The organism is Anaerocolumna xylanovorans DSM 12503 (genome assembly GCF_900143645.1).
GTDB lineage: Bacteria > Bacillota > Clostridia > Lachnospirales > Lachnospiraceae > Anaerocolumna > Anaerocolumna xylanovorans.
Genome location: NZ_FRFD01000004.1, coordinates 461,256 through 485,571 on the forward strand (window position 1 = coordinate 461,256; position 24,316 = coordinate 485,571).

20 protein-coding genes and 1 pseudogene are annotated in these 24,316 nt (G+C 37.1%); 2 read left to right on the forward strand and 19 right to left on the reverse strand.

Translation table 11 applies throughout. From position 1 onward, the window contains the following. Positions 1–12 precede the first annotated feature (12 nt). The 10 genes and pseudogenes from BUF11_RS08200 to BUF11_RS25040 form a co-directional block, all read right to left on the reverse strand. On the reverse strand, positions 13–1,074 hold the full coding sequence (locus BUF11_RS08200) for a sulfate/molybdate ABC transporter ATP-binding protein (protein ID WP_073588337.1): 1,062 nt from the start codon (positions 1,072–1,074) through the stop codon (positions 13–15). A gap of 45 nt (positions 1,075–1,119) precedes the next feature. After that, positions 1,120–1,449, reverse strand: a complete 330-nt coding sequence (locus BUF11_RS08205) for a thioredoxin family protein (protein WP_207665471.1) — start codon at positions 1,447–1,449, stop codon at positions 1,120–1,122. 260 nt (positions 1,450–1,709) lie between these two features. Continuing rightward, complete coding sequence (locus BUF11_RS08210; RefSeq protein WP_175562014.1) at positions 1,710–3,254, reverse strand: PucR family transcriptional regulator; 1,545 nt, start codon at positions 3,252–3,254, stop codon at positions 1,710–1,712. Positions 3,255–3,609: 355 nt separating this feature from the next. Further along, positions 3,610–4,299, reverse strand: coding sequence for a 4'-phosphopantetheinyl transferase family protein (locus BUF11_RS08215; RefSeq protein ID WP_073588340.1), 690 nt, complete (start codon positions 4,297–4,299; stop codon positions 3,610–3,612). A 16-nt stretch (positions 4,300–4,315) separates the two neighbouring features. After that, positions 4,316–4,996: an ABC transporter ATP-binding protein gene (locus tag BUF11_RS08220; RefSeq protein WP_073588341.1), complete on the reverse strand. Its 681-nt coding sequence runs from the start codon at positions 4,994–4,996 to the stop codon at positions 4,316–4,318. A 34-nt stretch (positions 4,997–5,030) separates the two neighbouring features. Continuing rightward, complete coding sequence (locus tag BUF11_RS08225; protein WP_073588342.1) at positions 5,031–7,457, reverse strand: ABC transporter permease; 2,427 nt, start codon at positions 7,455–7,457, stop codon at positions 5,031–5,033. A 485-nt stretch (positions 7,458–7,942) separates the two neighbouring features. Beyond that, positions 7,943–8,131: pseudogene (locus BUF11_RS08230) on the reverse strand (IS256 family transposase); the annotation flags it as partial. Positions 8,132–8,521: 390 nt separating this feature from the next. Beyond that, positions 8,522–9,100 carry a GNAT family N-acetyltransferase gene (locus BUF11_RS08240; RefSeq protein WP_073588345.1) on the reverse strand — a complete coding sequence of 193 codons (579 nt, stop codon included), beginning with the start codon at positions 9,098–9,100 and terminating at the stop codon, positions 8,522–8,524. Continuing rightward, positions 9,090–10,058 (reverse strand): helix-turn-helix transcriptional regulator, encoded by a 969-nt coding sequence (locus BUF11_RS08245; RefSeq protein WP_073588346.1) that lies wholly within the window; start codon positions 10,056–10,058, stop codon positions 9,090–9,092. Before BUF11_RS08245 ends, BUF11_RS08240 begins: the two co-directional genes overlap by 11 nt. Before the next feature lie 74 nt (positions 10,059–10,132). Continuing rightward, positions 10,133–10,519 (reverse strand): DUF6273 domain-containing protein, encoded by a 387-nt coding sequence (locus BUF11_RS25040; RefSeq protein ID WP_330393865.1) that lies wholly within the window; start codon positions 10,517–10,519, stop codon positions 10,133–10,135. Between the two features lie 211 nt (positions 10,520–10,730). On the opposite strand from BUF11_RS25040, the gene BUF11_RS08255 reads away from it, so the two are divergent. Together BUF11_RS08255 and BUF11_RS08260 are read left to right on the forward strand one after the other, a co-directional pair. After that, entirely contained in the window at positions 10,731–10,925 is a 195-nt protein-coding gene (locus tag BUF11_RS08255; RefSeq protein ID WP_073588347.1) for a hypothetical protein, read from the forward strand. A gap of 55 nt (positions 10,926–10,980) precedes the next feature. Then, entirely contained in the window at positions 10,981–12,090 is a 1,110-nt protein-coding gene (locus BUF11_RS08260; RefSeq protein WP_073588348.1) for a radical SAM protein, read from the forward strand. A 103-nt stretch (positions 12,091–12,193) separates the two neighbouring features. Here BUF11_RS08260 and BUF11_RS08265 read toward each other — a convergent pair whose 3' ends face one another. The 9 genes from BUF11_RS08265 to BUF11_RS08300 all read right to left on the reverse strand — a co-directional run bounded on the left by BUF11_RS08265 (position 12,194) and on the right by BUF11_RS08300 (position 24,260). Beyond that, positions 12,194–13,459 carry a condensation domain-containing protein gene (locus tag BUF11_RS08265; protein WP_073588349.1) on the reverse strand — a complete coding sequence of 422 codons (1,266 nt, stop codon included), beginning with the start codon at positions 13,457–13,459 and terminating at the stop codon, positions 12,194–12,196. A gap of 180 nt (positions 13,460–13,639) precedes the next feature. Further along, positions 13,640–14,137 carry a TetR/AcrR family transcriptional regulator gene (locus BUF11_RS08270; RefSeq protein ID WP_073588350.1) on the reverse strand — a complete coding sequence of 166 codons (498 nt, stop codon included), beginning with the start codon at positions 14,135–14,137 and terminating at the stop codon, positions 13,640–13,642. A gap of 184 nt (positions 14,138–14,321) precedes the next feature. Further along, on the reverse strand, positions 14,322–16,943 hold the full coding sequence (gene ppdK / locus BUF11_RS08275; RefSeq protein ID WP_073588351.1) for a pyruvate, phosphate dikinase: 2,622 nt from the start codon (positions 16,941–16,943) through the stop codon (positions 14,322–14,324). Between the two features lie 239 nt (positions 16,944–17,182). Then, entirely contained in the window at positions 17,183–18,571 is a 1,389-nt protein-coding gene (locus BUF11_RS08280; protein ID WP_073588352.1) for a glycine--tRNA ligase, read from the reverse strand. A gap of 142 nt (positions 18,572–18,713) precedes the next feature. Then, positions 18,714–19,310 (reverse strand): hypothetical protein, encoded by a 597-nt coding sequence (locus BUF11_RS08285; RefSeq protein ID WP_073588353.1) that lies wholly within the window; start codon positions 19,308–19,310, stop codon positions 18,714–18,716. Between the two features lie 73 nt (positions 19,311–19,383). Then, positions 19,384–20,130 carry a DNA repair protein RecO gene (gene recO / locus BUF11_RS08290; RefSeq protein ID WP_073588354.1) on the reverse strand — a complete coding sequence of 249 codons (747 nt, stop codon included), beginning with the start codon at positions 20,128–20,130 and terminating at the stop codon, positions 19,384–19,386. Continuing rightward, positions 20,078–20,263 carry a hypothetical protein gene (locus BUF11_RS24010; protein ID WP_139243336.1) on the reverse strand — a complete coding sequence of 62 codons (186 nt, stop codon included), beginning with the start codon at positions 20,261–20,263 and terminating at the stop codon, positions 20,078–20,080. Before BUF11_RS24010 ends, recO begins: the two co-directional genes overlap by 53 nt. Positions 20,264–20,368: 105 nt before the next feature. Continuing rightward, the gene (gene era, locus BUF11_RS08295) at positions 20,369–21,277 is read right to left on the reverse strand and encodes a GTPase Era (RefSeq protein ID WP_073588355.1); all 909 of its coding nucleotides are present in this window, start codon (positions 21,275–21,277) and stop codon (positions 20,369–20,371) included. A gap of 34 nt (positions 21,278–21,311) precedes the next feature. Next, a complete protein-coding gene (locus BUF11_RS08300; RefSeq protein ID WP_073588356.1) occupies positions 21,312–24,260 on the reverse strand; it encodes an insulinase family protein in 2,949 nt (982 codons plus the stop codon). Positions 24,261–24,316: the final 56 nt, after the last annotated feature.

Sequence of the window (24,316 nt, forward strand, 5' to 3'; positions counted from 1 at the left end):
GCTGTCCTCCCTTTATATGTAAAACGTATCCGCCTCGTCAAGTCCCTTATTTGTCACCGAATATGCTTTTTCGTCATCAAATACATAGCATCTGGATAAGAGTAATTGTACTTTTTCTCCAATCTCTACTCCTTCATCATCCAGGGCACGAATCGTTTTCAGTAAATTTCCCTTGACTTCGATGGTAACCTCCGTACAATCCCCTCTAAAAACAGCATTTCTTACAATCCCCTCCTCCAAAACACTGAAATGTTCCTTTTGGGCACCGTATTTATATACTTTTATAAACTCCGGACGGATAACTGCCCGAAAGCCTTCCTCCAGTGTTTCAAAGCCTTTTAATTTTCTGTATTCCCCGATTACCGTGGATTGGCCGATAAACTGGGCCACAAAGGGGGTTCTGGGATTTTTGTATAGTTCAATTGGTGTTCCGATCTGCTCAATTCTGCCTTTATTCGTGATGATAATCTCATCGGCCACTTCTACCGCTTCATCCTGGTCATGGGTCACAAAGATGCTTGTAATTCCAATCTTTGTTATCATTTCCCGCAGCCAGCTCCTTAGTTCTTTACGGACTTTCGCATCAATTGCGGCAAAGGGTTCATCTAACAGCAGCAACTGGGGATTCGGCGCCAGTGCCCGTGCAAATGCAATTCTCTGCATTTGTCCTCCGGAAAGCTGGGAGGGGTACCGTTTTTCAAGGCCCGGCAGTTCAACAAGCTCCAGCAGTTCTGATACTCTGTTTTTAATATAGTCCTTGCTTTTCTTCTGCACCTTCAAGCCATACGCTATGTTGTCGTAAACCGTCATATAAGGAAATAAGCCATAACTTTGAAATACGAAACCGATTCCCCTCCTGCTGGCAGACAATTCATTTACCAGCACGCCATCCAGATACACGTCGCCGGAATCCTGATACTCCAGTCCTGCCAGGATCCTTAAAATTGTTGTTTTCCCGCTGCCGCTGGGTCCCAGCAAGCCAATCAGCTTTCCCTTTTCTATTTCAAAGGACACATCATCCAATGCTTTGTAGTTTCCAAAGACTTTATTTATATTCTTTAATCTGATATCCATACGAAACTCTCTCCTTTATATGACTTCCTTTTCCCTTCTGCTCTCTTACGACAGTAAGTGTATCAATTTATTCATATTTGCCTGGATTACCAGCGAGGAATAATAACCTTCCAGGCATTCTTTTTTCTCACCTTTAAAAAAATACAGGAGCGTGGGCAGGGAATTAATATCATACCGGTCTGAAAGTTCATATTCCTCCTGCGCATCAACTTTTCCAAAAAGGACCTTGTGCTCTGCTTCCTTTGCTAACTCCTCCAATTCTGCTTTCATTTTATTACAGTGGATACAGTTTTCCTTATAAAACATAACCATCAGCAGCGCTTCGGAATTCCATAAAAAATCATTGAAATTACTGTTATTTAACTGGATTATCATGACTTCTCCCGCCTCCATATACCTCTTATTCATATATGATAAATATGTTTTATAAGCTTTTATCTATTGTATCTGCATGCCCTTCATAATACAATGTACCTTATTCACGTTTTTACGTTACTTATTTGTACTAATAGTACAAATCACCCTATAGCCATATTCGTATAAGGCAATCCGGTATTAGCAGAAAATCCCTGTGACACCCCACAGAGATTTTATTGATATTCTTTTTATTCTATTTCCCATCCCTTTAAGTTTTATTATAGTTTCTCATATTTACATATCTCAAGGGATACCATTAAGTCCAGAACCTCATGTTCCTCCAGATTCAGTCCGGTAATTTCTTTAATTTTATTAATTCGATAGACCATTGTATTTCTATGTATATAGATTGCGTCCGCCGCCAGATAAGAATTTTTATTATATTTTAAAAACGCCTCCAGCGTTTCGATATAATGTGTCCCTTTTGACAAATCATATTCACGCAGCTGAATAACCGCCGGATGGCAAAAGTATCTTAAGTCTTCCTGCCTGCTGCAAACCCGTATCATATACAGCAGGGCATAATTGCTGTAATAATAAATGGATGTACCGGGCTTTTCCACCGCTTCTCCCAGCTCAATCGCCAACAGGGATTGTTTATAATATGTCCCCAACTGTATGATATTATAAAAGCCATTACTGATACCGCAGTGCAGTCCGCATTTCACCAGCAAGTCTTTGAGGGGCTTAAGATAACTTTCTTCCGGCTTTAACAATACCGGTCCCAGTCCATCAATGATTAAAATCTGCTGGTTATAAATCAGCAAATTGCAGGAAGGATATAATTTCTTAACAGCGTTCTTGAAATAGCAGCTTAATGTATCAAAATTATCCCGTTCTGTCATATCAATCGTCAGCAAATAGTACCTGTCTGAAAAATTCCATTTCAAATAGGGCAGCCGTTTCTCTATCTGTTTCTCACTTATTTGTCCGTGATCCAGGATATCGATAATCATCTGTTCATACCTGTCATTATCACACTTATTATTTTCTGTATTTTGATAGGATAATATCTTTGCAATGATCTTCGAAATCAAATTCACCAATTCCAAGTCAAAGTCTTTAAATTTGTGCTTTACTTCCAAAACAGCAAAATAACCCAAATTATTTTTTCCATCCTGAAGCCTCGTCAAAATTTTCCGTACATCGGCTTCCTGTACAGGTTCAATGATATTGGGCTGAATAAAGCTTTTGTAGCCATTTGCTTTCTGGATCGAGGTTATTGTAGTAAGTGACGGATATCCATTCTCGATAATTTCATTCCAATAAACATCTTCCACTTCCGTATCCCTGGTCCAGGCCAGGAGCTTAAAACTGGAATCCATTACTGCAATAGGATTTTGCAATACTTTTTCGCATTTATTTACTACTGTCTGAATGGGGTCATTTTCAAGGATTGTTTTCATAAGATCCTGATAAACCGGTAAAACTTTATTGAAATTAAAAATAATATCCAAAGCATCACTCAATGTTTTTGCAACGTTACTGCTTTCAATAATAACAATATTCGAGCCTGGCTGATATTCTGTTTCGGTTACGGTACCATGGTCCGAGCAGAGGATGGCATTTACCTCCGAATTTTTCATGAATGTATAATCATCAACGGTCCCAATATAAACAATATCTTTTTCAAATTGCGTTTGACTGCTGTCAAAAAGCTTGACCCGTTCAATTTTCTGGCATTCCCTGCATACCTTTTTCACCAGTATCTTACCATCCATATTGTCACAAATCTTTGAAAATGTAAGTGATACGTTTACCATATATCCTTCTCCTAATCCCCATGCATATCGCAAGCTTGCCAGCAGATTGCTCGCAAGCTGCAGTACTGCCGGAATGAAAAGTGTGAAATGCCTTATTATAGATAATTCAGGTTCCCAAAACAATATTTCCATCACAATTCATATTAAACAGATATGATAACTATATATTAATACAAGACAGATTCTCTGTCAACTACATTACATTTCCAGACAGGCTCATCTTTAAACTGTTCTCCAGGCAGATGCCGCCTCAAACTATACTCCTCCATTCACCGTTCCTGTAAATCATATAAATTGACCTTATATTAATATTTAAGCCTGAATTATGGTGAATAATTCAGGCTTAATATTTATTCTAATACCTCATAACATTCTTAATGCTTCTGCCATCAATGTGCTTCCGCATAAAAATCTCCGCTAAACTATCGACTGTCATCTTTACCAAATTCACTTCTTCCATGGACTTTTCCAAATAAACAGAATATACATAATCAGCATAAAAGCCTGTAATAATTTTCTCTTGAACTTCTTTATCCAGAACATTGATTTTAGTCAAATCCTGGCAGATTCCCACTCCACTGCATTTTGTATACGCTTCTTTTTGTGTCCATAACTTAAAAAACAGTTCTTTTTGCTCATTGCCTTGTGCTCCCAACAATGCCCTTTCATCATTATGAAAGCATTTTTCGGTAATATCATAACAAGGTTCTGCTATTCTTTCTATGTCAACACCGATTGGAACATCCGCTACTCCGCATATCACTGCATTTCTTGTATGGGACATATTAAAATATAAATCTCTGTTGTTTAACAAATGTGGTTTCCCATATTCATCTAATGCAAATTTAAGACTGTTATTTTCACAGTTTAGTTTTTTAATAATCCCTGTCCGAATCAATAGTGCTCCATACAGGGACAGTTTTTTATCGATATCAAATATGTACCTTTTAATTCTATCTCTTCTTTCACAAGACACAAATGGAAGGAATCTTTCATCCTGGTCACACCAGTTGTAATCCTGTATTTCCATTATATAAAGATGCATATCTTAATTCTCCATCCTAAAAGCCTGTATTGTCATATACTATTTCACCATCTTCTATTCTTAGAATCCTGTTTGCATATTTCGCCTGCTGTTCATCATGAGTCACCTGAATAATCGTAGTATTGTATTTTTCATTAATCTTTTTCAGCAGTTTCATGACTTCCGTACTGTTTTTAGTATCCAGATTTCCCGTCGGCTCATCTGCGAATATTACTGCAGGATTATTATAAACAGCCCGTGCTATTGCAACCCTCTGCTGCTGGCCTCCTGATAATTCATTAGGAAATTTTGTTCTGTGCTCCCTCAAACCCACTAAATCCAAAAGCTCTTCCAGCCTCTGTTTATTAATCTCTGCCTTTCCGATCAAATTAGAAAGCAGGATATTGTCATCTACCGTCATTTCAGCCACCAAATTATAAAACTGAAATATGAATCCAATTTTCTCCTGACGCATTCTGCTTATTTCTTTGTCCGTTATCTTACTTAAGTCATGCCCCAATATTCTGACATTCCCGTCTGTAATAGGTTCCATCCCGCTTAGCAGATATAATAATGTACTCTTGCCTGATCCGGAAGGCCCGATAACGGAAACAAATTCGCCTTCTTTTATATACAATGAGATGTTTTTTATAATTGGCACCTTATTCTGTCCCACACCATATTCTTTATATACATTTTCAGCAGTGATGATATCCATTTTTCCTCCCCGTATACATGTTATTAAATCATGCTTATATCTTCAGAATATTAATCATATTCTTTTTGATCCCGCTTATCTGCCGGCATGAAACTAATATGCTGACCAACGAAGCTGCAATGCAGAGCAGAACCGGCGTCACTATAATCCATGCTTTATTGATTAAAGGTAATGCCAGGTCCATCAGGAACATAATATCCACTATTGCATTCCGGTAGAACTGAATATATATAAGTGCAATGATACCGCCTGCCAGGCTGCACAGTATGGTTTCAATGAATATAATCTGAAATAGCTTCTGCATTCTGTAGCCGTTTGATATCATCACAGCAAATTCTTTTTTACGGTTTATGTAACTTAATTTAAAATTATTATAAATCCCCTGGACACCAATCAAAACGACAAATAAGGAAAAGGCCATAAACATTGCAATCAGGCTCTTTGAGCTTTCTTCATCCTCCTTGATCTTATCCTCCACTGTGGTCATAAAAAGCGTCCTGTCCGCAAATGCAGCCTCCAGTCCTTCAAAGAAATCAGGTACATTGTCACAATCAGCAAGAATCAGATTGGGATTTGTACAGTTCTCAAACGGGATATCATAGGTTGACAGAAAAATGAAGTTCCCTTTTTCTATTGTGGTATAGCATATCGCGGCTATCTGATATTTCTCCTCTATATTTTCTCTGCTGATTTCTACATAATCACCGGCGCTAAGATTATATCGTTTCGATAACACATCCGAGAGAATACAATAACGTCCCTTAGCAAATTCATCTTGTGAAAAATCTTTCCATCTGATATTAAATTCTAAAAATTCATCACTGAATTTTTCAGGACTATCCTCAATGAAACAAGACACACTTTCCTTCTTTTGAATCATCATCCTTTTGGATATGCATGGGTAACTTCTGTCAAGCCCCTCTATCTGCTTTATTTTTTGCAGATCATCTTTATCAAAATAAGTGTAAGTCTCAAAATATGCATTGCATTTATAATTATTGTAAAAACTCGTTAATCCTTTCAGTACACTATAGGACAGGCTTCCAACCAGTATCAGAAGAATGGACAAGACGGCAATTAGTGTAATATTCTTCTGGACATATATATTATGAATCACATTCTTGGCCGCAATCAGCAACGGTCCTTTTCCTATTCTCTTTCCAACAATCCTATCCATAAAGTATACAAAAAATCTGATTCCAATAATAGATGTTACGATAAAAAGCATAAATATGATGCATTCCGTAAGCAGATTCCCGGTATTCCAAATGGATGTCAGGCCCCATAGAAATAAGGTAATGGCAAAAGCCACGACCGGTACAGCCGAAATTCTTGTTTTATTCTTTTCAATTTCATTATTCAGAAGAGCACGCTCTGAATATTTCAATACATGATTAAGCGGTATCGAAATAGAGACCATTGCCAGCACAATAGCGAAAAACATCGTAACAGCAAAGGATACCAGCATATAACCCGCTTCTTCTTTCAAATAATTAACTGACATAACCTTCCATGCAAACAAGCATATGACCGTACCTCCGAGTAAAGTACCAATCATACCCGATATAGCAGAGATTATGATATTGGCAGTAATAAAAACTTTTCTTATATATTTTCTTGTGGCTCCACAGCTGCGGAGAGTACCTATATAACCTGCGCGCTCCACAACAAAGATATTGTACACATTGTATATGATATAAAAAGCAATCAGAAAAACGAATATCAGGATAAATACCAGAAGCAGGGCATACAAACTGATTTCGGAATTTATGATATCTTCATCCACTACCTTTTTCAGGTGCAAATTATCGGGTACTCCAATATCAGATGATGCTGTCTTAGCATCGCAGTCATAAATATAAGCGATATTTACATCATCTGTACCGACTCCAAGGATAGTGTCCAATTTGTTCTTTGGAAGCAGTATAAGATATGTGCTGTCAGCAAATAATCCCCGGTTTAAGGCAATACCTGAAACTGTAAAAGAATATTGCTTGTCATTGATGCTTATCTTAAGTACATCCCCCTGTTTCAGTGCCAACTTATCCGCCAGCCATTTTGTAATCACTGCACCCTTGGTATCCGATTCCAGATACTCTCCGTCTGCCATCCTGATATCAAATACTTCAGGCAATACTGAATAATCGGCAGCGGCAATCTCACACTTTTTTTCTCCGCCATCCTTTAAAATACCATACCAATTCAGGATACCGGTAACTTTTGCTTCTGTTTTGATATTGCCCAATGAAAAAAGCTCATACTCAAGTCCATTTACCACGAAATCACTTCTGCCGTAGGAAGCATTCTTCATATCATTCCCTATGGCCATCTTAAGCAGCGGCAGTGCGTTAATCACTCCAAATACAGCGGTGGTTGACAGGATGACTGTAATCATCAGGACTGCAAGACTTCCTCTATTAGCCTTTTTATCTTTCCAAAAGCATTGTAATATCTTCTTCATGTATGTACGACCTCATGCATATCTGCGTTTTCCAAAAGCACCAATACCCTTAATAACACCATATATTTTATCGCCGTCTCTTTCGGCGTCTTCTAACTGTTTTAATCCAACTATTGTACTTTTTATCTCCAATTTTATTTACATAAGTTAACATAAAGTTGTTCAAAATATAAATTGCTTTTTATGCCAAAAAATAATTGCTTATCATTGCTATTTGTACTATTTTGTAATAATGTTTTTACCATCATTAATCAGTTATTATCCCCAGTGTAAATTAAATATAAATAACTTTATTCAATGCTGTAAACTATTGTCACCTTATACTTTATAGTACTATAAAAAGGTTCTATACTCAACCCTTTAATGATTCTATAATTTGCTTCACAGAAAAAGTTTCTGGAAATCCACCGGTACAATGGTTAATTCCCCAATAATATGGTGGAACTATTAACGCATGTTCTCCTTTATTTTTCACTTCTTCTATTTTCATAGCCAAGATGGTTATCCATTTCCGTTTCCATCATTTCTTTGATGGTGCCGCCTAGCAAATCCTTAAGTGCGTCTTGAATATCTTCTGCGGACTGGATATCGTACTCCTGTAGGAGCTGTTGGATGATGTTGCGTTTTCCGTCTGTCATTTGTACCTTGTGTACTGGTTTCTTTTCTCTTGCCATAATAAAAGGCCTCCTATGATATAATATTTTCCATAGAAGACCTTATAAAACCTTATTTACAGAAAAACTTTCACAGACTCGGATTATTTTTTAGTCTAGCCAAATCTCTTCTTCCACTCCATGTTATATACCGTTCCCAATCTGCATTTCTATCACTTGCTGTTTTCTTCCCATTATCTAACAATTTGATTATAATCCATTTCAATCCTCCATTTTCTATGTATACTAGCGCAAAAACCACAGATGTGTTTGCCCGATAATTCCAGCATACTACTTCTGTGGTTCTGCAAAGGTATAGAATCATTATCTATCAAAATCCATTGTATTTTCTCTTTATTTCAGAAATAATATCATTCTGCTTATATTTTCATTTAACTGGTATTGTTTTATTTAACTCTTTTTATAAGAGTATTCAGGTTTTAATATTGAATATAATTCCAAATCTACAATGCCTCTACCTTTCCAATAGTTGCCTTGCCTAATTGTGCCTTCTTTTATAAAATCATTCCGTAAAAGTACCTTCTTAGACTTTTCATTTTGAGGCATTACAAAAGCTTGAACCCGATTTACATCTATTTCATTAAAAAGATAATTGAGCAGCAATGCTGTCGTCTTCGTTGCTATACCTTTTCCCCAATAATTTTGGTTCAAAGTATATCCAATAGTAGCAGCACTGACCTTTGTATCAAAATCAAAAAGTTCAGCAACACCTACCATTTTATTATTATCTTTCTTTAAATATATCCCCAAATTGATAATTATCTTTTTATAAAAATCCCTTTCATGATGCCCTATAATATTTTCAACAGCAGCAATGGTTTTTCGAGGCTCGCCGGGTTTAAAGCGATAAAGTACTTCATTCATATTTATTTCTACATAATCACTCAAGTCCTGTTTCTCGATCTGCTTCATTAAAATATCATCGTCTTCAATTATTGGAAAGTTCTTAAACAATTTATCATAATACATCCCTCTTCTCCTTTTCCTTTATATCTGGATTTCTCTCTTTTATACATGGCATATACCAGTCAAGAATCAGCTCATCTGCGCCGTTATTGGCAGGGTTGCAGTATCTTTCATAAGTATAAACCTCCGACCAGTAGAAATTATTATAATCAAGTTTATAGCCATTTTTTTGAACCATATCATTAATTAGAACGTACGAATTATAGATAATATCATCTATGTTTTTACCTTTAATCTGCGCTTTTACAACAGTACCTTTCGGTATTATCCTGCATACCATATTTTCCGGGACAAAGGTTCCACATTTAAAATATCTACCAACAACATACTCACTGCCAAGACTTTTATCATCTATAAAATCAGCAGCATATCCTATCCCTATATAATCTTCGGTCATATCATCACATTGATATTCCTCAAGCCTTCCAAGCTTCTCTGAAAATTCACCTTCAAAATACACCTTCCACAATTCAGGTGCTGCTTTTACTCCTGCTTCTGTCTTTGAAATACCGATAAGCATTCTTTCGTCCATTTCTGAATACTCAATTTTCACGATATCAGCCATAATTCTTCTTCCTTTCATTACATAATAAGTTTCGTCATTACTGTGAAAGGAGAAACGTCCGTATGCTCTTCTTTGGTAAATATCATTCGTGAGCCTTGTCGGCGGAACACCAAAATGCTCTTTGAATGCTCTGGTAAATGAAGACTGAGAATCATATCCGGATTTCATCGCTATATCAATTACATAGTCGCTGTTATTTAATATCTCAAATCCTGCTATAGAAAGCCTGCGTTTACGAATATACTCGGTAAATGAAATACCGCATACATATGAGAATATTCTCTGATACAATCCGCACGGAATTCCTGTTAGTCTTGAAATATCAGATATATCAACATCATAAATGCTGTTCTCAATGTAATCAATTATAAATTCCGTTTCCTCAAAACAGTTCAATTATATTCCCCCTTCGATTGTAATTGTATCAGTTTAGCTACCCAACTGCTTTACTTTTTATGTACAAATAAAGTTTAATTATAATTTAGACTAAATTTAATTCGGTTATTAGCCCCAAGTCTTGCTATTCGCTTACTGCTGTTTTCATCTTTTCTTGCAAACCAATATCTTTGATTTTTTCCTCGGTTTTGTAGTTTTGAACTGCTATCACCAAAATGTTGGCACACTACTTCCTCAACGCTTAATAAAAATATGCTGTCCCTCGTATCTGCTCCGCCTTTTGAACCATACCACTGATTGTCAGGATTTTTGTTTATTACCGGAATTATTCTTGATTTATCAGTTGCGTTGAATGATTGCAACGCACACATCTGCAAATATGCGGGGCGCTCAAAGTTTAATCCGTTATATCCATTGTCCTGATAATATTTAAGATTATCATAACCGCTAGCATTTGCCAACCAAAGTCAGTAAATTACTACCGGAAAAATACTGACTTTTTTAATTAATAAGAAACTCCTCAAATCGAAAAAACTTTGATTTTGTGTTACTATAATCCGCCTTATAAAATAATCAACAATAACTTCCTAAAAACAGGCTTTGTCTATCCATCATTGATAATTACTAATAAATATGTTATTATTTTATAACTACACAAAGGAGAAAAAATACATGGAAAATTTTTTACTAGATAATACTGAGTCTATAAAATTAAATAAGAGAATTTTAGAACTTGAAAAGAATGTGTATTTAATCACTCAAAACGATGAATTAGTTGCTTGTGGATGGTGTGGAACAGATTGCGACAATAGTTGTGAAGGGTCATGCGAGCGAACAAGTGAAGATGGATGTAATGCTAAGTACTAGAAAACGATTATTTTTTGTCTAAATTAAAAGCAATATAGATAATGATGGAGAGACTATGGCAAAGAAAATCGCTACTTCTGTTACATTAATAATAACAGAAAGATGCAATCTAAATTGTATTTATTGTTATGAACATAATAAAAGTGCAAAATCAATGGATTTTTTAACAGCAAAAAACATATTAGAAAAAGAACTTTTAATTGAAGATGGGATTGATGATATATTTATAAATTTATTTGGCGGTGAAGCATTTTTAAATTTTGACTTAATCAGAAAAATTTATGATTTTATTTACGGAAACAATTGGAAGAAAAACATTACTATTTCCATATCTACAAACGGCACCTTAGTTCATGATGATATAAAACAATGGTTGTATGATAGAAAAGAAAATATAAATTGTGGTATAAGTTTAGATGGTACAAAGTCAATGCATGATTATAACCGGTGTAACTCATTTGATGATATTGATTTAGAATTCTTTGCACAGACTTGGAAAAATCAAAAGGCAAAAATGACAGTATCACAAAAGTCACTTAATAACTTATCTGATGGGGTAATATTCTTGCACACAAGTGGATTTCGTGTTGCTTGCAATTTAGCATTTGGGATAGATTGGTCAGATTCTAGTTTGGTAGAAGTCCTTAAAAGAGAGTTGTTAATATTAGTAAATTATTATTTAGAGAATCCAGATGTTGAACCTTGTGGTATGTTATCTTTACCAATTAACCTAATTAATGATGTAGATAAATCTACCGTAAAAAAATGGTGTGGTGTTGGTACAAGAATACATACTTATGATATTGATGGAAAATGTTATCCATGTCAATTCTTTTTACCATTAGCTGTAGGTGAAGAAAAAGCAAGAGATGCGGAAACAATAGTTTTCTTACAGGAAATACCCAAAAACTTGTTAAGTAAAGAATGCAGTGTATGTAGAGTAGCTGATGCATGTCCAACATGTTGCGGTTCAAATTATATTGAGAGCGGAAATATTTACATGAAAAACAGCGATTACTGTAAGTTCATGAAGCCAATGATAATAGCAACTTCTTATTTACAATATCAAAAATGGCAAAGAGGACAACTAACATTAACCGAATCAGAAGAATATATTTTGCTACGTAGTATTAAAATTATACAAGAAACATTAGGCGGTATGTAAACTAAACATTTCACTTTTATCAATTTTAAGAAAAAAAGAAGCACTCCATCATTTTCACGTGATAGAGTGCCTTATTTTTGCATTTTATGATTTTCACAAAACCTTATAAACTTTTTAAATATTCCATTCCCTTATAGAAGAATTTACGATGTTCTTCTGCTTCAGCATCATTATTTAAATGTAGCGATAATACCATTCTCTTTCCGATAGATGCTATACCAATAATTCTCTTTGCATTCAATACTAACGGTGGTACAAAAACAAAATCTTTAATTTCTAAGGCTCCATATTTGGTCTCTATGGGTAATTTAGTAAGGTTGGTTACACTAATTCCTTTAGGATTTCCATTATATCCAAACATTTTACTAAATGTCACTGCAACTTTATTATTATAGCCACTGCATGCACTAAAGTAAACCGCATCAATGAGTGTCGGTTTAATATTCCTCATAAATTGAAGTAAAAAATATTTCTTCGATGCATCATTTAATTTATCATATATAATTTTTTGTACATTTCTTGCATTCTGGGTAAAATTTCGCTTCTCATTATACTGATACTTCACTGAAATTCCGGTTGCATAATTTCCCATTCCGGTAAAACTCTTTTCCCTTATACTTGCTGCCATTCCCACATCACATAACTCGCCACTTGCCCATATTAATGCTGTCATTATCATAGTATTTATTGTTATTTTATTCTCTTTTGAATACTTGCATATTGAGTCATAAATTTCATCTTCCAGATAATAAGTATCAATTAGCGTTTCGCGGTTATTCCAATACTGATGATACATATTATAATAGTCATTAAAATCAAATTTCCTTCCAGTTTTGTCCCATTTTTTATTCATGTATTTCATTAACCATGTTGTAGGAGCTCGTAACCTCGCTTCCTTGGGTAGATTCTCCATATTAAATAATTCTAACTTCTTATGTTCAATTTTCACTCCAGATATGGAGCGCATAATATCCTGTACAAAATATGTAAGTGAAATGCCATCACCTGCGATGTGATGTGCAATTATCAAAATAGTTATTCCTGTTTCCGTCCTGCTATAAAAGAAACGAATAAATTCACCCTTATCAATTGCAAAAAGAAGTTTTTCCTGCTCCTTAGCCACCTCCTTCCAATCAATTTTCATAGGTTTAACAACAGGTTCAAAAAACTCCCCTCTCCCATAATAAGCATTGCCTTCATTATCCACTACGATTTTTTGATGCAACATATCACAATGATAAACAACGTCTTTAATAGCTTCTTTTAGCTGTTCTTCTAAGATATTGCCTTTTATATCAACTTTTATTACTATATTATTGACCGGTGAAAATATCCACGTTCTTTCTTTGTCAATTTTAGTCTTCTCCATTTTTCCCCCTTTGTTGTATGGCTTGTTCATTAAGTACCTTATCCTGGTGATTTTCAACAAGAAGCAAAATCCATAATATTATACCTATAAGGACAACTAAACCGCTAGATATGCAGCATAATAGAACTACTTTAATTATATTTCTTCATCTGATATCACCATAAAAGAACACTCCCATATTTACTTATCGCCCTCAAATACTTTATATGCATGTATAAGCATATCCTTTATCTTCTCATTTGAAATTTGCAACGAATTGAATGCCAGTATCATTATTATGCCATTTGCATATACAATCATATTTATATCCAATTTAATATCTCCCGTACCAAGTTCGTTAATTTTATCTAAATTCAAACCGCCGGATGTAAAAATCAATTGAAAGAGATACTTTTCATCTCCTGCGAATCGTATATATGCAAGAATGGATGCCAACACTAAAGGTAATGTCCTATCACTTGTATCCATGATATAGCTTATCATTTTTTCCTGTGCTTTTTTGATAAGTTCAATTTTAAGTTCCTTCATGTCACTAAAAGTTTGATATATGGGTTGTGTTGAATAGCTAAGCTCTTTTGCCAATTTTCTTGCTGTAAGAGATTCATAACCTTCACTCTGAACTATTTCAAATGCTTTTTCAATAATCTGTTGCTTATTAATCTGTTTTTTCGGTGGCATTACTACACTACTCTTATAATAACAAAAGCTCCCTATTATTTTTCGCCATTATTCAATATAGCCAAACTTAATTCCGACCTCGAGAAACGTTAAATACTTAATACAGAGGACTGCCTGGTGCTCTGCAGCACAAGCCGTATAACGAAAAACAGCCCTAAAAGGGCTGCTTTTCTGTATATTGAAATTATTTATTATTGAGTACGGCTTGTGCTGCTGCAAGTCTTGCGATAGGCACACGGAAAGGTGAGCAGGATACATAGTTTAATCCTACCTTGTGGCAGAATTCAACGGTTGAAGGATCTCCACCGTGCTCGCCGCAGATACCAAGCTTGATGTTAGGTCTTGTAGCACGTCCTTTTTCAGATGCCATCTTAACTAACTGGCCAACACCGTCCTGATCAAGTCTTGCGAAAGGATCAGACTCATAAATCTTGTTGGTGTAGTAAGAGTCTAAGAACTTACCAGCATCATCACGGGAGAAACCGAATGTCATCTGTGTTAAGTCGTTTGTACCGAAGGAGAAGAATTCAGCTTCTTCAGCAATCTCGTTTGCAAGTAATGCAGCACGAGGAATTTCGATCATAGTACCGATATGGTATTCGATATCAGATCCTTTTTCCTTCTTAACAGCTTCTGCTGTTTCAACTACAATGTCTTTAACAAATTTTAACTCTCTCTTCTCACCTACTAAAGGAATCATGATTTCAGGAATGATGTCAAAGCCTTTTTCCTGCTTAACTTCGATAGCAGCTTCCATAACGGCTCTTGTCTGCATCTTAGCGATTTCAGGATATGTTACGGCAAGACGGCATCCTCTGTGACCCATCATAGGGTTGAATTCGTGTAAAGAATCACAGGTTGCTTTTACTTCTTCTACGGAAAGACCCATATCTTTTGCTAATGCAACGATATCTTCCTCTTCTGTAGGAACGAATTCATGTAACGGAGGATCTAAGAAACGGATAGTAACAGGTCTTCCTTCCATAACTTCGTATAAGCCTTTGAAGTCACTTTTCTGGAAAGGAATTAACTCGTTAAGAGCTTCTTCTCTTGCTTCTACAGTCTTAGAAAGAATCATCTTTCTAATCTTAGGAATTCTTTCAGCGTCAAAGAACATATGCTCTGTACGGCAAAGGCCAATACCTTCAGCTCCAAACTTAACAGCGTTAGCTGCATCTGCAGGAGTATCTGCATTTGTTCTTACCTTTAATGTTCTGATTTCATCAGCCCATGTCATAATTCTATCAAAATTACCGCTGATAGCAGCTTCTACAGTAGGGATATCTCCAATGTAAATACTTCCTGTAGAACCGTCAAGAGAGATATAATCTCCTTCTTTTACAGTCTGTCCAGCGATTGTAAAGAACTTAGCTTCTTCATCAATATTAATTTCACCGCAACCGGATACACAAGCTGTTCCCATACCACGGGCAACAACAGCTGCGTGAGAGGTCATACCTCCGCGAACAGTTAAGATACCTTCTGCTGCATGCATACCTTCGATATCTTCAGGTGATGTCTCAAGACGAACAAGAACTACTCTTTCACCTTTTTCGTGATTCTTCTTAGCATCTTCTGCTGTAAAGTATACTTTACCAGCTGCTGCACCAGGAGAAGCGGGAAGAGCTTTTCCAACAGGTTTTGCTGCCTTTAAGGCTGCTACATCAAATCCAGGATGTAATAACTGATCTAAGGATTTAGCTTCAATTCTTGAGATAGCCTGTTCCTTTGTGATCTTTCCTTCGTCTACTAAATCGCAGGCAATCTGAAGAGCTGCAGGAGCTGTTCTCTTACCGTTACGTGTCTGTAAGAAGAAAAGTTTTTTATCTTCAATAGTGAATTCCATATCCTGCATATCTTTGTAGTGATTCTCAAGTAAAGTAGCAATTCTCATGAATTCTTCATAAGCTTCCGGCATATCCTGTTCAAGCTTGCTGATAGGCTGAGGAGTTCTGATACCGGCAACTACGTCTTCGCCCTGAGCGTTGATTAAATACTCACCGTAAATCTTAGCTTCACCAGTGGAAGGATTACGTGTGAAAGCAACACCAGTACCGGAAGTATCACCCATGTTACCAAATACCATGGCCTGTACGTTAACAGCTGTTCCCCAGTCGCCAGGGATATCATTCATTCTTCTATAGTAAATAGCACGAGGGTTGTCCCATGAACGGAATACTGCAGTAACAGCTTCAATTAACTGTTCTGTAGGCTCCTGAGGGAAATCGGTGCCTTTTTCCTGCTTATATAAAGCTTTGAATTGTACAATAACGTCTTTTAAATCATCAGCAGTAAGTTCAGTGTCGTATTTAACACCTTTCTTCGCTTTAATTTCATCTAAAACTCTTTCGAATTTAGCTTTGCTGATTTCCATAACTACATCAGAGAACATCTGGATAAATCTTCTGTAGGAATCATATGCAAATCTTGGGTTTCCGGTTTTCTTTGCAAAACCTTCTACTGCAACATCAGTTAAGCCTAAGTTAAGAATTGTATCCATCATACCAGGCATGGAAGCTCTGGCTCCGGAACGTACTGAAACTAATAAAGGATTCTCTGTATCGCCAAACTTCTTTCCTTGTTGGTCTTCTAAGATTTTGAGTGCGTCAAAGATTTGCCCTTTGATTTCATCAGTAATTTTCTTTCCACTGTTATAATAGTCGGTACAAGCTTCTGTTGTTACAGTAAAGCCCTGGGGAATGGGAAGCCCTAAATTAGTCATTTCGGCTAAGTTAGCACCTTTACCACCAAGCAGGTTTTTCATGTCTGCTTTACCTTCTTTGAACAAATATACCCATTTTGCCATTTTGGTAATTACCTCCTAATAAAATTTCAATATTTTGACTTTCTAGTCACCACTTAACATTATAACATAACTTTGCTATTTAAGGAAAGTTTTTTTTCCTTTAAATTAGGCTAAAATTATCATTTATTCTTATTATTTTCATGAATTATCAATAAAACTATAGTCTGTCAACAATCCACCATCGATATTATCCATATGGTTTACTTATTATACTTTTTAAGAAGTTTATTCCAGACAGCTTAGAATTCGAATTTTTTTTCAAAATAAACTTTCAGTTCTTCTATGCGTACTCTTTCCTGCTCCATGGTGTCTCTGTCACGGACTGTTACGCAGCCGTCTGTTTCGGATTCAAAATCATAAGTAATACAGAAAGGTGTTCCGATTTCGTCCTGTCTTCTGTATCTCTTACCGATATTACCTCTATCGTCAAATTCACAGTTGTAAAGCTTGCTTAAATCCGTAAAGATTTTCTCTGCTCCTTCGGAAAGCTTCTTGGAAAGAGGAAACACGCCAATTTTAACAGGTGCCAATGCAGGATGGAAATGAAGCACCGTACGGATATCCCCGTCTCCCAAGTCCTCTTCATCATAAGCTCCGCAAAGGAAAGCAAGGGTAACTCTGTCTGCTCCAAGAGATGGCTCAATTACATAAGGAACATACTTAATCTTCTTTTCATCGTCAAAGTAGCCCATATCTTCCTTCGATACATTCTGATGCTGAGTTAAGTCATAGTCTGTTCTGTCTGCAATGCCCCATAATTCCCCCCAGCCAAAAGGAAATAAGAATTCAATATCCGTTGTAGCTTTACTATAGAAGGAAAGTTCTGCTGCTTCATGGTCTCTGATACGCATTTCTTCTTTCTTCATGCCTAATGCCAACAGCCAGTCAATGCAGAACTGCTTCCAATATGCAAACCATTCAAGGTCTGTATCCGGTTCACAGAAAAACTCCAGCTCCATCTGTTCGAATTCTCTGGTACGGAAGGTAAAGTTTCCGGGTGTGATTTCATTACGGAAGGATTTACCGACTTGTCCGATACCAAAGGGTATCTTCTTTCTGGAAGTTCTTTGTACGTTTTTAAAATTTACGAATATGCCCTGTGCGGTTTCAGGTCTTAAGTATACAACGTTTTTAGCATCCTCTGTTACACCCTGGAAAGTCTTAAACATCAGGTTAAACTGACGGATGTCAGTGAAATTATGTTTGCCGCATGTGGGACAATTTATACTATGTTCATCAATATATGCTTTCATCTCTTCCTGTGACCAGGCATCTACCGCATTTTCAAAGGCAATTCCATGTTCTGCTGCATAATCTTCTATAATCTTATCGGCACGGAATCTCTCATGACATTCCTTACAGTCCATCAAAGGATCAGAAAAGCCGCCTAAATGTCCGGAAGCCACCCAGGTCTGTGGATTCATTAAGATAGCACAGTCAACACCTACGTTATAAGGATTTTGCTGTATGAACTTTGACCACCAGGCTTTTTTCACATTATTCTTCAGTTCCACTCCAAGATTTCCGTAATCCCAGGTATTTGCAAGCCCTCCGTATATTTCAGAACCCGGATATACAAATCCTCTCGCCTTTGCCAAGGCTACTATTTTCTCCATTGTCTTTTCCATTTTATCTCCTTTCGTGAATATCAAATCTTTGATTTGATATTCTTGAATACGTAGTTGAAAAAACAGTCTTGTGTTTTTTCAACCTATCTTCTTTCGTGGATATCAAATCTACCTCTTATGGCTGTATTAATTCCTTATTGAATTACGGCTTATAAACGATAATGGTACTGCCGCTCTCAGCAGTCTCTATGTTATGCTTATCCACCAGTGTTCCGCCAGAATAATATTTTATAGTACCCTGCAACAATACGTCAAGCTTCTCTTTTAAGATTAACACCTTATATTTTTTATTCTCTAAAGCCTTATTAAGCGTTACCGTCTTGTGTTTTTTTACCGCCGTAAAGCTCTCCGGAAGCTCTATATTTCCATTTTTAGCTTCAGCCGTAGTCAGAAGCTTATCATCAGTTTGATTAAACCCGTTATAATCATCTATGGTCTCATAGGTAATAACCAGTACTGCATTGGCATCCTTAAGCTCCAGGTTCTTCTTGGCAATTGTCTCTGCCCCTTTTGAGGCATTATACTTGCCTATCTTATCAGTGACATATTTTTCAAGTTCCTCAAGATTATAATAAGCCTTATCAAAGCTTTCCACTGTACCGGCTTCGATACTGCCGTCCTTCTTTATAAGGAAGGTATTTTTCTGGATATTTTTCGTATCAATTTCTTTATTTTTACTACAGCCGACAAGCATCACAAGGCACAGCAAGAGGGCCGTACTAAAAAATATTTTTCGCATAATTTTCCTCCATCTGGATATCGTTAAAGTCTTTATCATTGTAACCTTAAAAACTGTTAATTTCAACCTAAAATTATGGCAGCAGAATCATTTTCAGGATTTTTAAGGATTTCAATTCTCTGTCAATCTGTCTCTTTGCATGATTGTCCACACAGTCTTCCAGCTCCTTTAGAACTTCCTCCGATACAGTAAAAGTATAGAGCTTTGTTAATGAAGCGCTTAGTATGTACTGCATGGTATAAAGAGCTGCATCCGATATTTTCGTGGAATACTTATCATCCGTATGACACGTCTGGCAAAGAACTCCGGAAAGATTTCCGGAAAAGGAGGAAAGATTCTCTTTTCTTCCGCATTTTACACAGGCAAATACCTGGGGTGCCACACCATTTATCTGAAACAGGCGAAGCTCATATATTCTTCTTACCAGTGTTTTCCCTATATTTTCAAGGGTCAGAGCTTTTAAGGATTGGTAAAGAAGTTTAAGGCTCTCTCCTCCGTCTTCGAATTCATGACCATAATAATCTGCCAGCTCGCAAAAATACATCCCAAAATAAGCTGCTTCTACGTTGATTCTTAATTCCTCGAAATAATTTGTGATGTTAACGGACAGAACCGTATAAGAATTTCTGCCCTCAAACAGTTCAAAGGTTCCAAAGGAAAAAGGATTGCTGCATGCTAAAAAGGCACTACCGGGTTTTCTAGCGCCTTTTGCAAATGCAGTGATTTTTCCTTTTTCTTTTGTAAGTATGACCAGTCTTTTATCATACTCACCCACGGGCATGGCTGAAAGAACCATCCCCGTCACAGCCGATGCTGTCATTATGGCTGCCACCCTCTTTCTTGTTACCGTTTCTGCTATCCATACCTCTTTCTACGGTACAAGCAATGTAACTTAAATAATCGTATATGTTTCCACTCCTTGCAAATATTTCCCAGTATTCATTGTTTCTCATCTTGTTTTCCCCCTTCTAAAACATACTTTTTGGTTACACTAAAAGCATACCCACATTAAGTCTGTTTTAAACCGGGAATACTATCCAGACAACAGATTATACAGATTAAATCTCTCTCCTGTCGTAACCATAATTCTTTATTAGAAAATCACTGTCACGCCAGTCTTTTTTTACCTTAACCCAAAGCTTTAAATTCACCTGCATGTCCAGTAGGTTTTCGATTTCTCTTCTGGCCTGTATGCCAATCTGCTTTAACTTTTCGCCGTTTTTTCCGATAATGATGCCTTTATGACTGTCTCTTTCGCATACAATGGTAGCATCAATATCCATCATGCTGCCGCCTTTTCTTTCTTTCATGCTGTCAATTGCCACTGCAATTCCGTGAGGAATCTCATCGCTTAAAAGCCTTAGGGCTTTCTCCCTGATAAGCTCCGCCGCAATCTGCTTCTCCGGCTGGTCCGTAATGGTATCCTCATCGTAATACATAGGTCCCTGGGGCAGATATTTAAAAATAGTGTTTAACAGTTCCCCTGTATTTTCCCCTTTTAATGCGGATACCGGTACAATATCCGCAAAGGCATAAAGATCTTTATAGGCTTGAATGAATTTCAGGATTTCCTCTTTCTTTACCGTGTCCACCTTATTGATAACAAGAATAACCGGGGTCTTCACATTTAAGAGCTGTTCGCCAATATGCCGCTCGCCGGCTCCGATAAAGGTAGTCGGCTCCACCAGCCACAGCACTACATCCACTTCCTTCATGGTCCGTTCCGCGATAGATACCATATACTCTCCCAGCTTATTCTTCGCCTTATGGATTCCGGGGGTATCCAGAAAGATTATCTGCCCGTCTTCCTTTGTATACACCGTCTGTATACGGTTTCTTGTGGTCTGGGGCTTATCGGAGGTTATTGCTATTTTCTGCCCGATTAAATGGTTCATTAAAGTTGATTTTCCGACATTGGGGCGTCCGATTAAAGTCACAAACCCCGATTTAAATTCTTGTTTTTTCATTGATTATTCTTCACACTTTCTTTTGTCTTTGTATTTAATTGGAAAGGTTCTTTACTTCCATAAATAAATCCCTGTCCTGCTCAACCTTACTCTCACTGCCAATGACACAGAGATTTTTGCAGTCCATAATAGCCTTTACGATATCTGCAAGTTTTCTGATATCCTCCTTGGTTGCATGAAGGATTTCATCTCTTTGCTTTTGTACATCTTCTCCCGTAAGACCTGTAAGATAAGCCCCCATGGAGACATCTCCCTTCATACGGGGTGTACGGGGGGTATCAATTCCGCTGATGGTTCCAATGATATACTTTGTCATGTCCCTGTCGTCTGTCGTAAAGTTTCTTATATAATCAGCAGTTTTCTCATAGATTTCATTGGTTTCCTTTAAGTTCGGATCACGGTAGGATGTAAAATAGCCATTTCCGCTGATACTGGAAAAGCCGCACATGCAGCCATAAGCTCCGCCCTTTACACGTATATTGGTCCAAAGGTATTCATAGCTTAAGATAACCTTTAGTACCTCTAAAGCTCCGGTGTACTCATATCCTGCTCTTAAGAAATTACCTGTTCTTGCTACATACTGTACCTGTCCGGAGGTCTTAAAGCCCTCGTTAGCTTTTCTTAATTCAAAATGCTCAGCTGACTTCTCAACGGGCTCTTCCGTCAACTGTTCCACAAAGGGAAGCAGTTTTCCTTTCAGGGTATCAATCCCCTCTTCATCGGAAGTAAAGCTGATAATAAGATTTTCTCTGCGGAAAATATAGTCCATTAAAAGCTTTAACTTACTGATAAGCTCATCTGCTTCTTCACTAAAGTTTGCCTCCAGCTTTTCAATGAATTTATAAAAAGCGATGCCCTTAACTTCTTCACTGAACCTGGAGCTTTCAGAAAAGTATGACATTGCCCTGTCAACGGCAGCCGAATGTCCTGCTGAAGTTAAATGCATAAGAAGTCTTGATTTTGTCTCGGATATAATTTCTAGCAGACGCTTCTTATCCTCAAGCTTAGTAAAGCTTATGATTTCCTTTAATAAATCAAAAGCATCATCCATTTCCTCATACAGGGCTTTTACGTCCAGTATCAGGGCGGGCAGGTATTCATTTGGGCTGCTCTTTTTGCCGTAACAGCTCAAATCGCAGTTGATACCTCCGGTATGAATGTTGATTTCATTGGACAGCTCCAGATAGCTGTAATGCTCTGTATCTACCACTCCCAGGACAGAGGAAAGAAGCCCGATATAAGGAGTTAATTCCTTCGGAATGTCCTCCAGGTCAAATATCAGCCGCATGTAAGCAATTCCGTTGGTAAAGACATTGTGGTGTACAATGGTAATACCATCCACATCCTTTTCTTCGTTGTAAAAGGGCTGGGATTTCTTGTCGATATCCTCCACACTAAGAAGCGGGATGCTTTCAAGTTCCTCCTTGGTAGACGGAGTATCCTGATATTCCTTCAAGCTGCCCGTATCTTTAATCAGCTTTTCGAGTTCTTCTTTCGAGAGGTCATTCTTATAATCCTGCAATTTTTCTTTTAACTTCTGCTCTTTTTCAGAAGTGAGTCCCTTCTTGGGCACAAGAGTTACCAGGGCTACATGGGGATTGTTTAATAAATAATTTTCAATCAGTCTTACATAATAATCCGTATGAATTTTAACTTTAAGGTTTTCGAAGAGAACATTGGAATTCAGCTTGATAAAAGGCTTGGAATCGTCATACAGCCAACTGCCTAACATCTGGATCCCATACATAAGCCCTTTGGGAAACTGTCCGAAATCTGCTTCTCTGTATTTGAATTCATAGTAATTAATAGCAGCACGCAGAGATTTCTCATCCACTCCCTCTCTTACTACTCTTTCCAGTGTTTCCTTTATAACCTTTAAGAAATCTTCTTTTTGATTAATGTCCGCATTCTTTGCAATCACAGAGAATATGGGCTGGTAGGTATCCCCGTCAAAACTGCTGATAATATCCTTGCCAATACCGGCATCCAATAAAGCCTGCTTAAGAGGGGCTCCCGGTGCTGACAAAAGAACATATTCCAGCACTTGAAAAGCCATGCATAATTCACTGTCAAGGCTGGTGCCGATGGACATATTATAACTGTGATAGGTATTAGAAGCCAAATCGTCCTGTTCGCTTAAGGGATAAAAGCAAGTCAGTTCCCGTCTTTCTTTAAAAGGCTCCTGGAATTTTATTTCAGAATCCACAAAATGGTACTCAAACTGGCTTAAATATTTTTCATGAAGCCAGGTAAGCTTCTCATTTACATCCATATCACCGTACAGATAGATATAACTGTTGGAAGGATGATAATATCTCCTATGGAAATCCAGGAACTCCTCGTATGTCAAATCCGGAATAAACTCGGGATCTCCGCCAGACTCCACGCCATAAGCAGTATCCGGAAAAAGAGCATTTTGAATTGTACGGAATAAGAACTGTTCCGGTGAAGAAAACGCCCCCTTCATCTCATTATAGACTACGCCGTTATAGATCAGCTCACTTTCCATGTTCTCCAGCTCATAATGCCAGCCTTCCTGCTTAAAGATTTCCTCTTTTTGGTAGATGTTCGGATAGAAAACCGCGTCCATATATACATGCATCAAATTCTGGAAATCCTGCTCATTGCAGCTGGCTATCGGATATATCGTCTTATCCGGATAGGTCATTGCATTTAGAAAGGTATTTAAAGAACCCTTGGCAAGCTCAATAAATGGATCTTTGGCCGGAAATTCCCTGGAACCGCACAATACGGAATGCTCAATAATGTGAGCTACTCCGGTGCTGTCAAGGGGAGGTGTACGAAAGCCGACAGAAAATACCTTATTGTTATCATCATTGGAGACAATTGCTATCCTGGCACCTGTTTTTTTGTGCTTTAACAAGATACCAACGCTGTTTATGTCTTTTAATTCCTCCTCGAAAAGAAGCTCGTAATCATTAAAGCTACCTAATTCTTTGCTGCTCTTTATGTTTCTTGCCATATTAACTCCTTTCGTAAATATCAAATCTTTGATTTGAAAACTATTTTTCAATCCAA

Excerpts from the sequence above, each read along its gene's own strand:
- BUF11_RS08200 (WP_073588337.1), bottom strand. The coding sequence starts at position 1,074 with ATGGATATCAGATTAAAGAATATAAATAAAGTCTTTGGAAACTACAAA.
- BUF11_RS08205 (WP_207665471.1), bottom strand. The coding sequence starts at position 1,449 with ATGATAATCCAGTTAAATAACAGTAATTTCAATGATTTTTTATGGAAT.
- BUF11_RS08210 (WP_175562014.1), bottom strand. The coding sequence starts at position 3,254 with ATGGTAAACGTATCACTTACATTTTCAAAGATTTGTGACAATATGGAT.
- BUF11_RS08215 (WP_073588340.1), bottom strand. The coding sequence starts at position 4,299 with ATGCATCTTTATATAATGGAAATACAGGATTACAACTGGTGTGACCAG.
- BUF11_RS08220 (WP_073588341.1), bottom strand. The coding sequence starts at position 4,996 with ATGGATATCATCACTGCTGAAAATGTATATAAAGAATATGGTGTGGGA.
- BUF11_RS08225 (WP_073588342.1), bottom strand. The coding sequence starts at position 7,457 with ATGAAGAAGATATTACAATGCTTTTGGAAAGATAAAAAGGCTAATAGA.
- BUF11_RS08240 (WP_073588345.1), bottom strand. The coding sequence starts at position 9,100 with ATGTATTATGATAAATTGTTTAAGAACTTTCCAATAATTGAAGACGAT.
- BUF11_RS08255 (WP_073588347.1), top strand. The coding sequence starts at position 10,731 with ATGGAAAATTTTTTACTAGATAATACTGAGTCTATAAAATTAAATAAG.
- BUF11_RS08260 (WP_073588348.1), top strand. The coding sequence starts at position 10,981 with ATGGCAAAGAAAATCGCTACTTCTGTTACATTAATAATAACAGAAAGA.
- BUF11_RS08265 (WP_073588349.1), bottom strand. The coding sequence starts at position 13,459 with ATGGAGAAGACTAAAATTGACAAAGAAAGAACGTGGATATTTTCACCG.
- BUF11_RS08270 (WP_073588350.1), bottom strand. The coding sequence starts at position 14,137 with ATGCCACCGAAAAAACAGATTAATAAGCAACAGATTATTGAAAAAGCA.
- ppdK (WP_073588351.1), bottom strand. The coding sequence starts at position 16,943 with ATGGCAAAATGGGTATATTTGTTCAAAGAAGGTAAAGCAGACATGAAA.
- BUF11_RS08280 (WP_073588352.1), bottom strand. The coding sequence starts at position 18,571 with ATGGAAAAGACAATGGAGAAAATAGTAGCCTTGGCAAAGGCGAGAGGA.
- BUF11_RS08285 (WP_073588353.1), bottom strand. The coding sequence starts at position 19,310 with ATGCGAAAAATATTTTTTAGTACGGCCCTCTTGCTGTGCCTTGTGATG.
- recO (WP_073588354.1), bottom strand. The coding sequence starts at position 20,130 with ATGACAGCATCGGCTGTGACGGGGATGGTTCTTTCAGCCATGCCCGTG.
- BUF11_RS24010 (WP_139243336.1), bottom strand. The coding sequence starts at position 20,263 with ATGAGAAACAATGAATACTGGGAAATATTTGCAAGGAGTGGAAACATA.
- era (WP_073588355.1), bottom strand. The coding sequence starts at position 21,277 with ATGAAAAAACAAGAATTTAAATCGGGGTTTGTGACTTTAATCGGACGC.
- BUF11_RS08300 (WP_073588356.1), bottom strand. The coding sequence starts at position 24,260 with ATGGCAAGAAACATAAAGAGCAGCAAAGAATTAGGTAGCTTTAATGAT.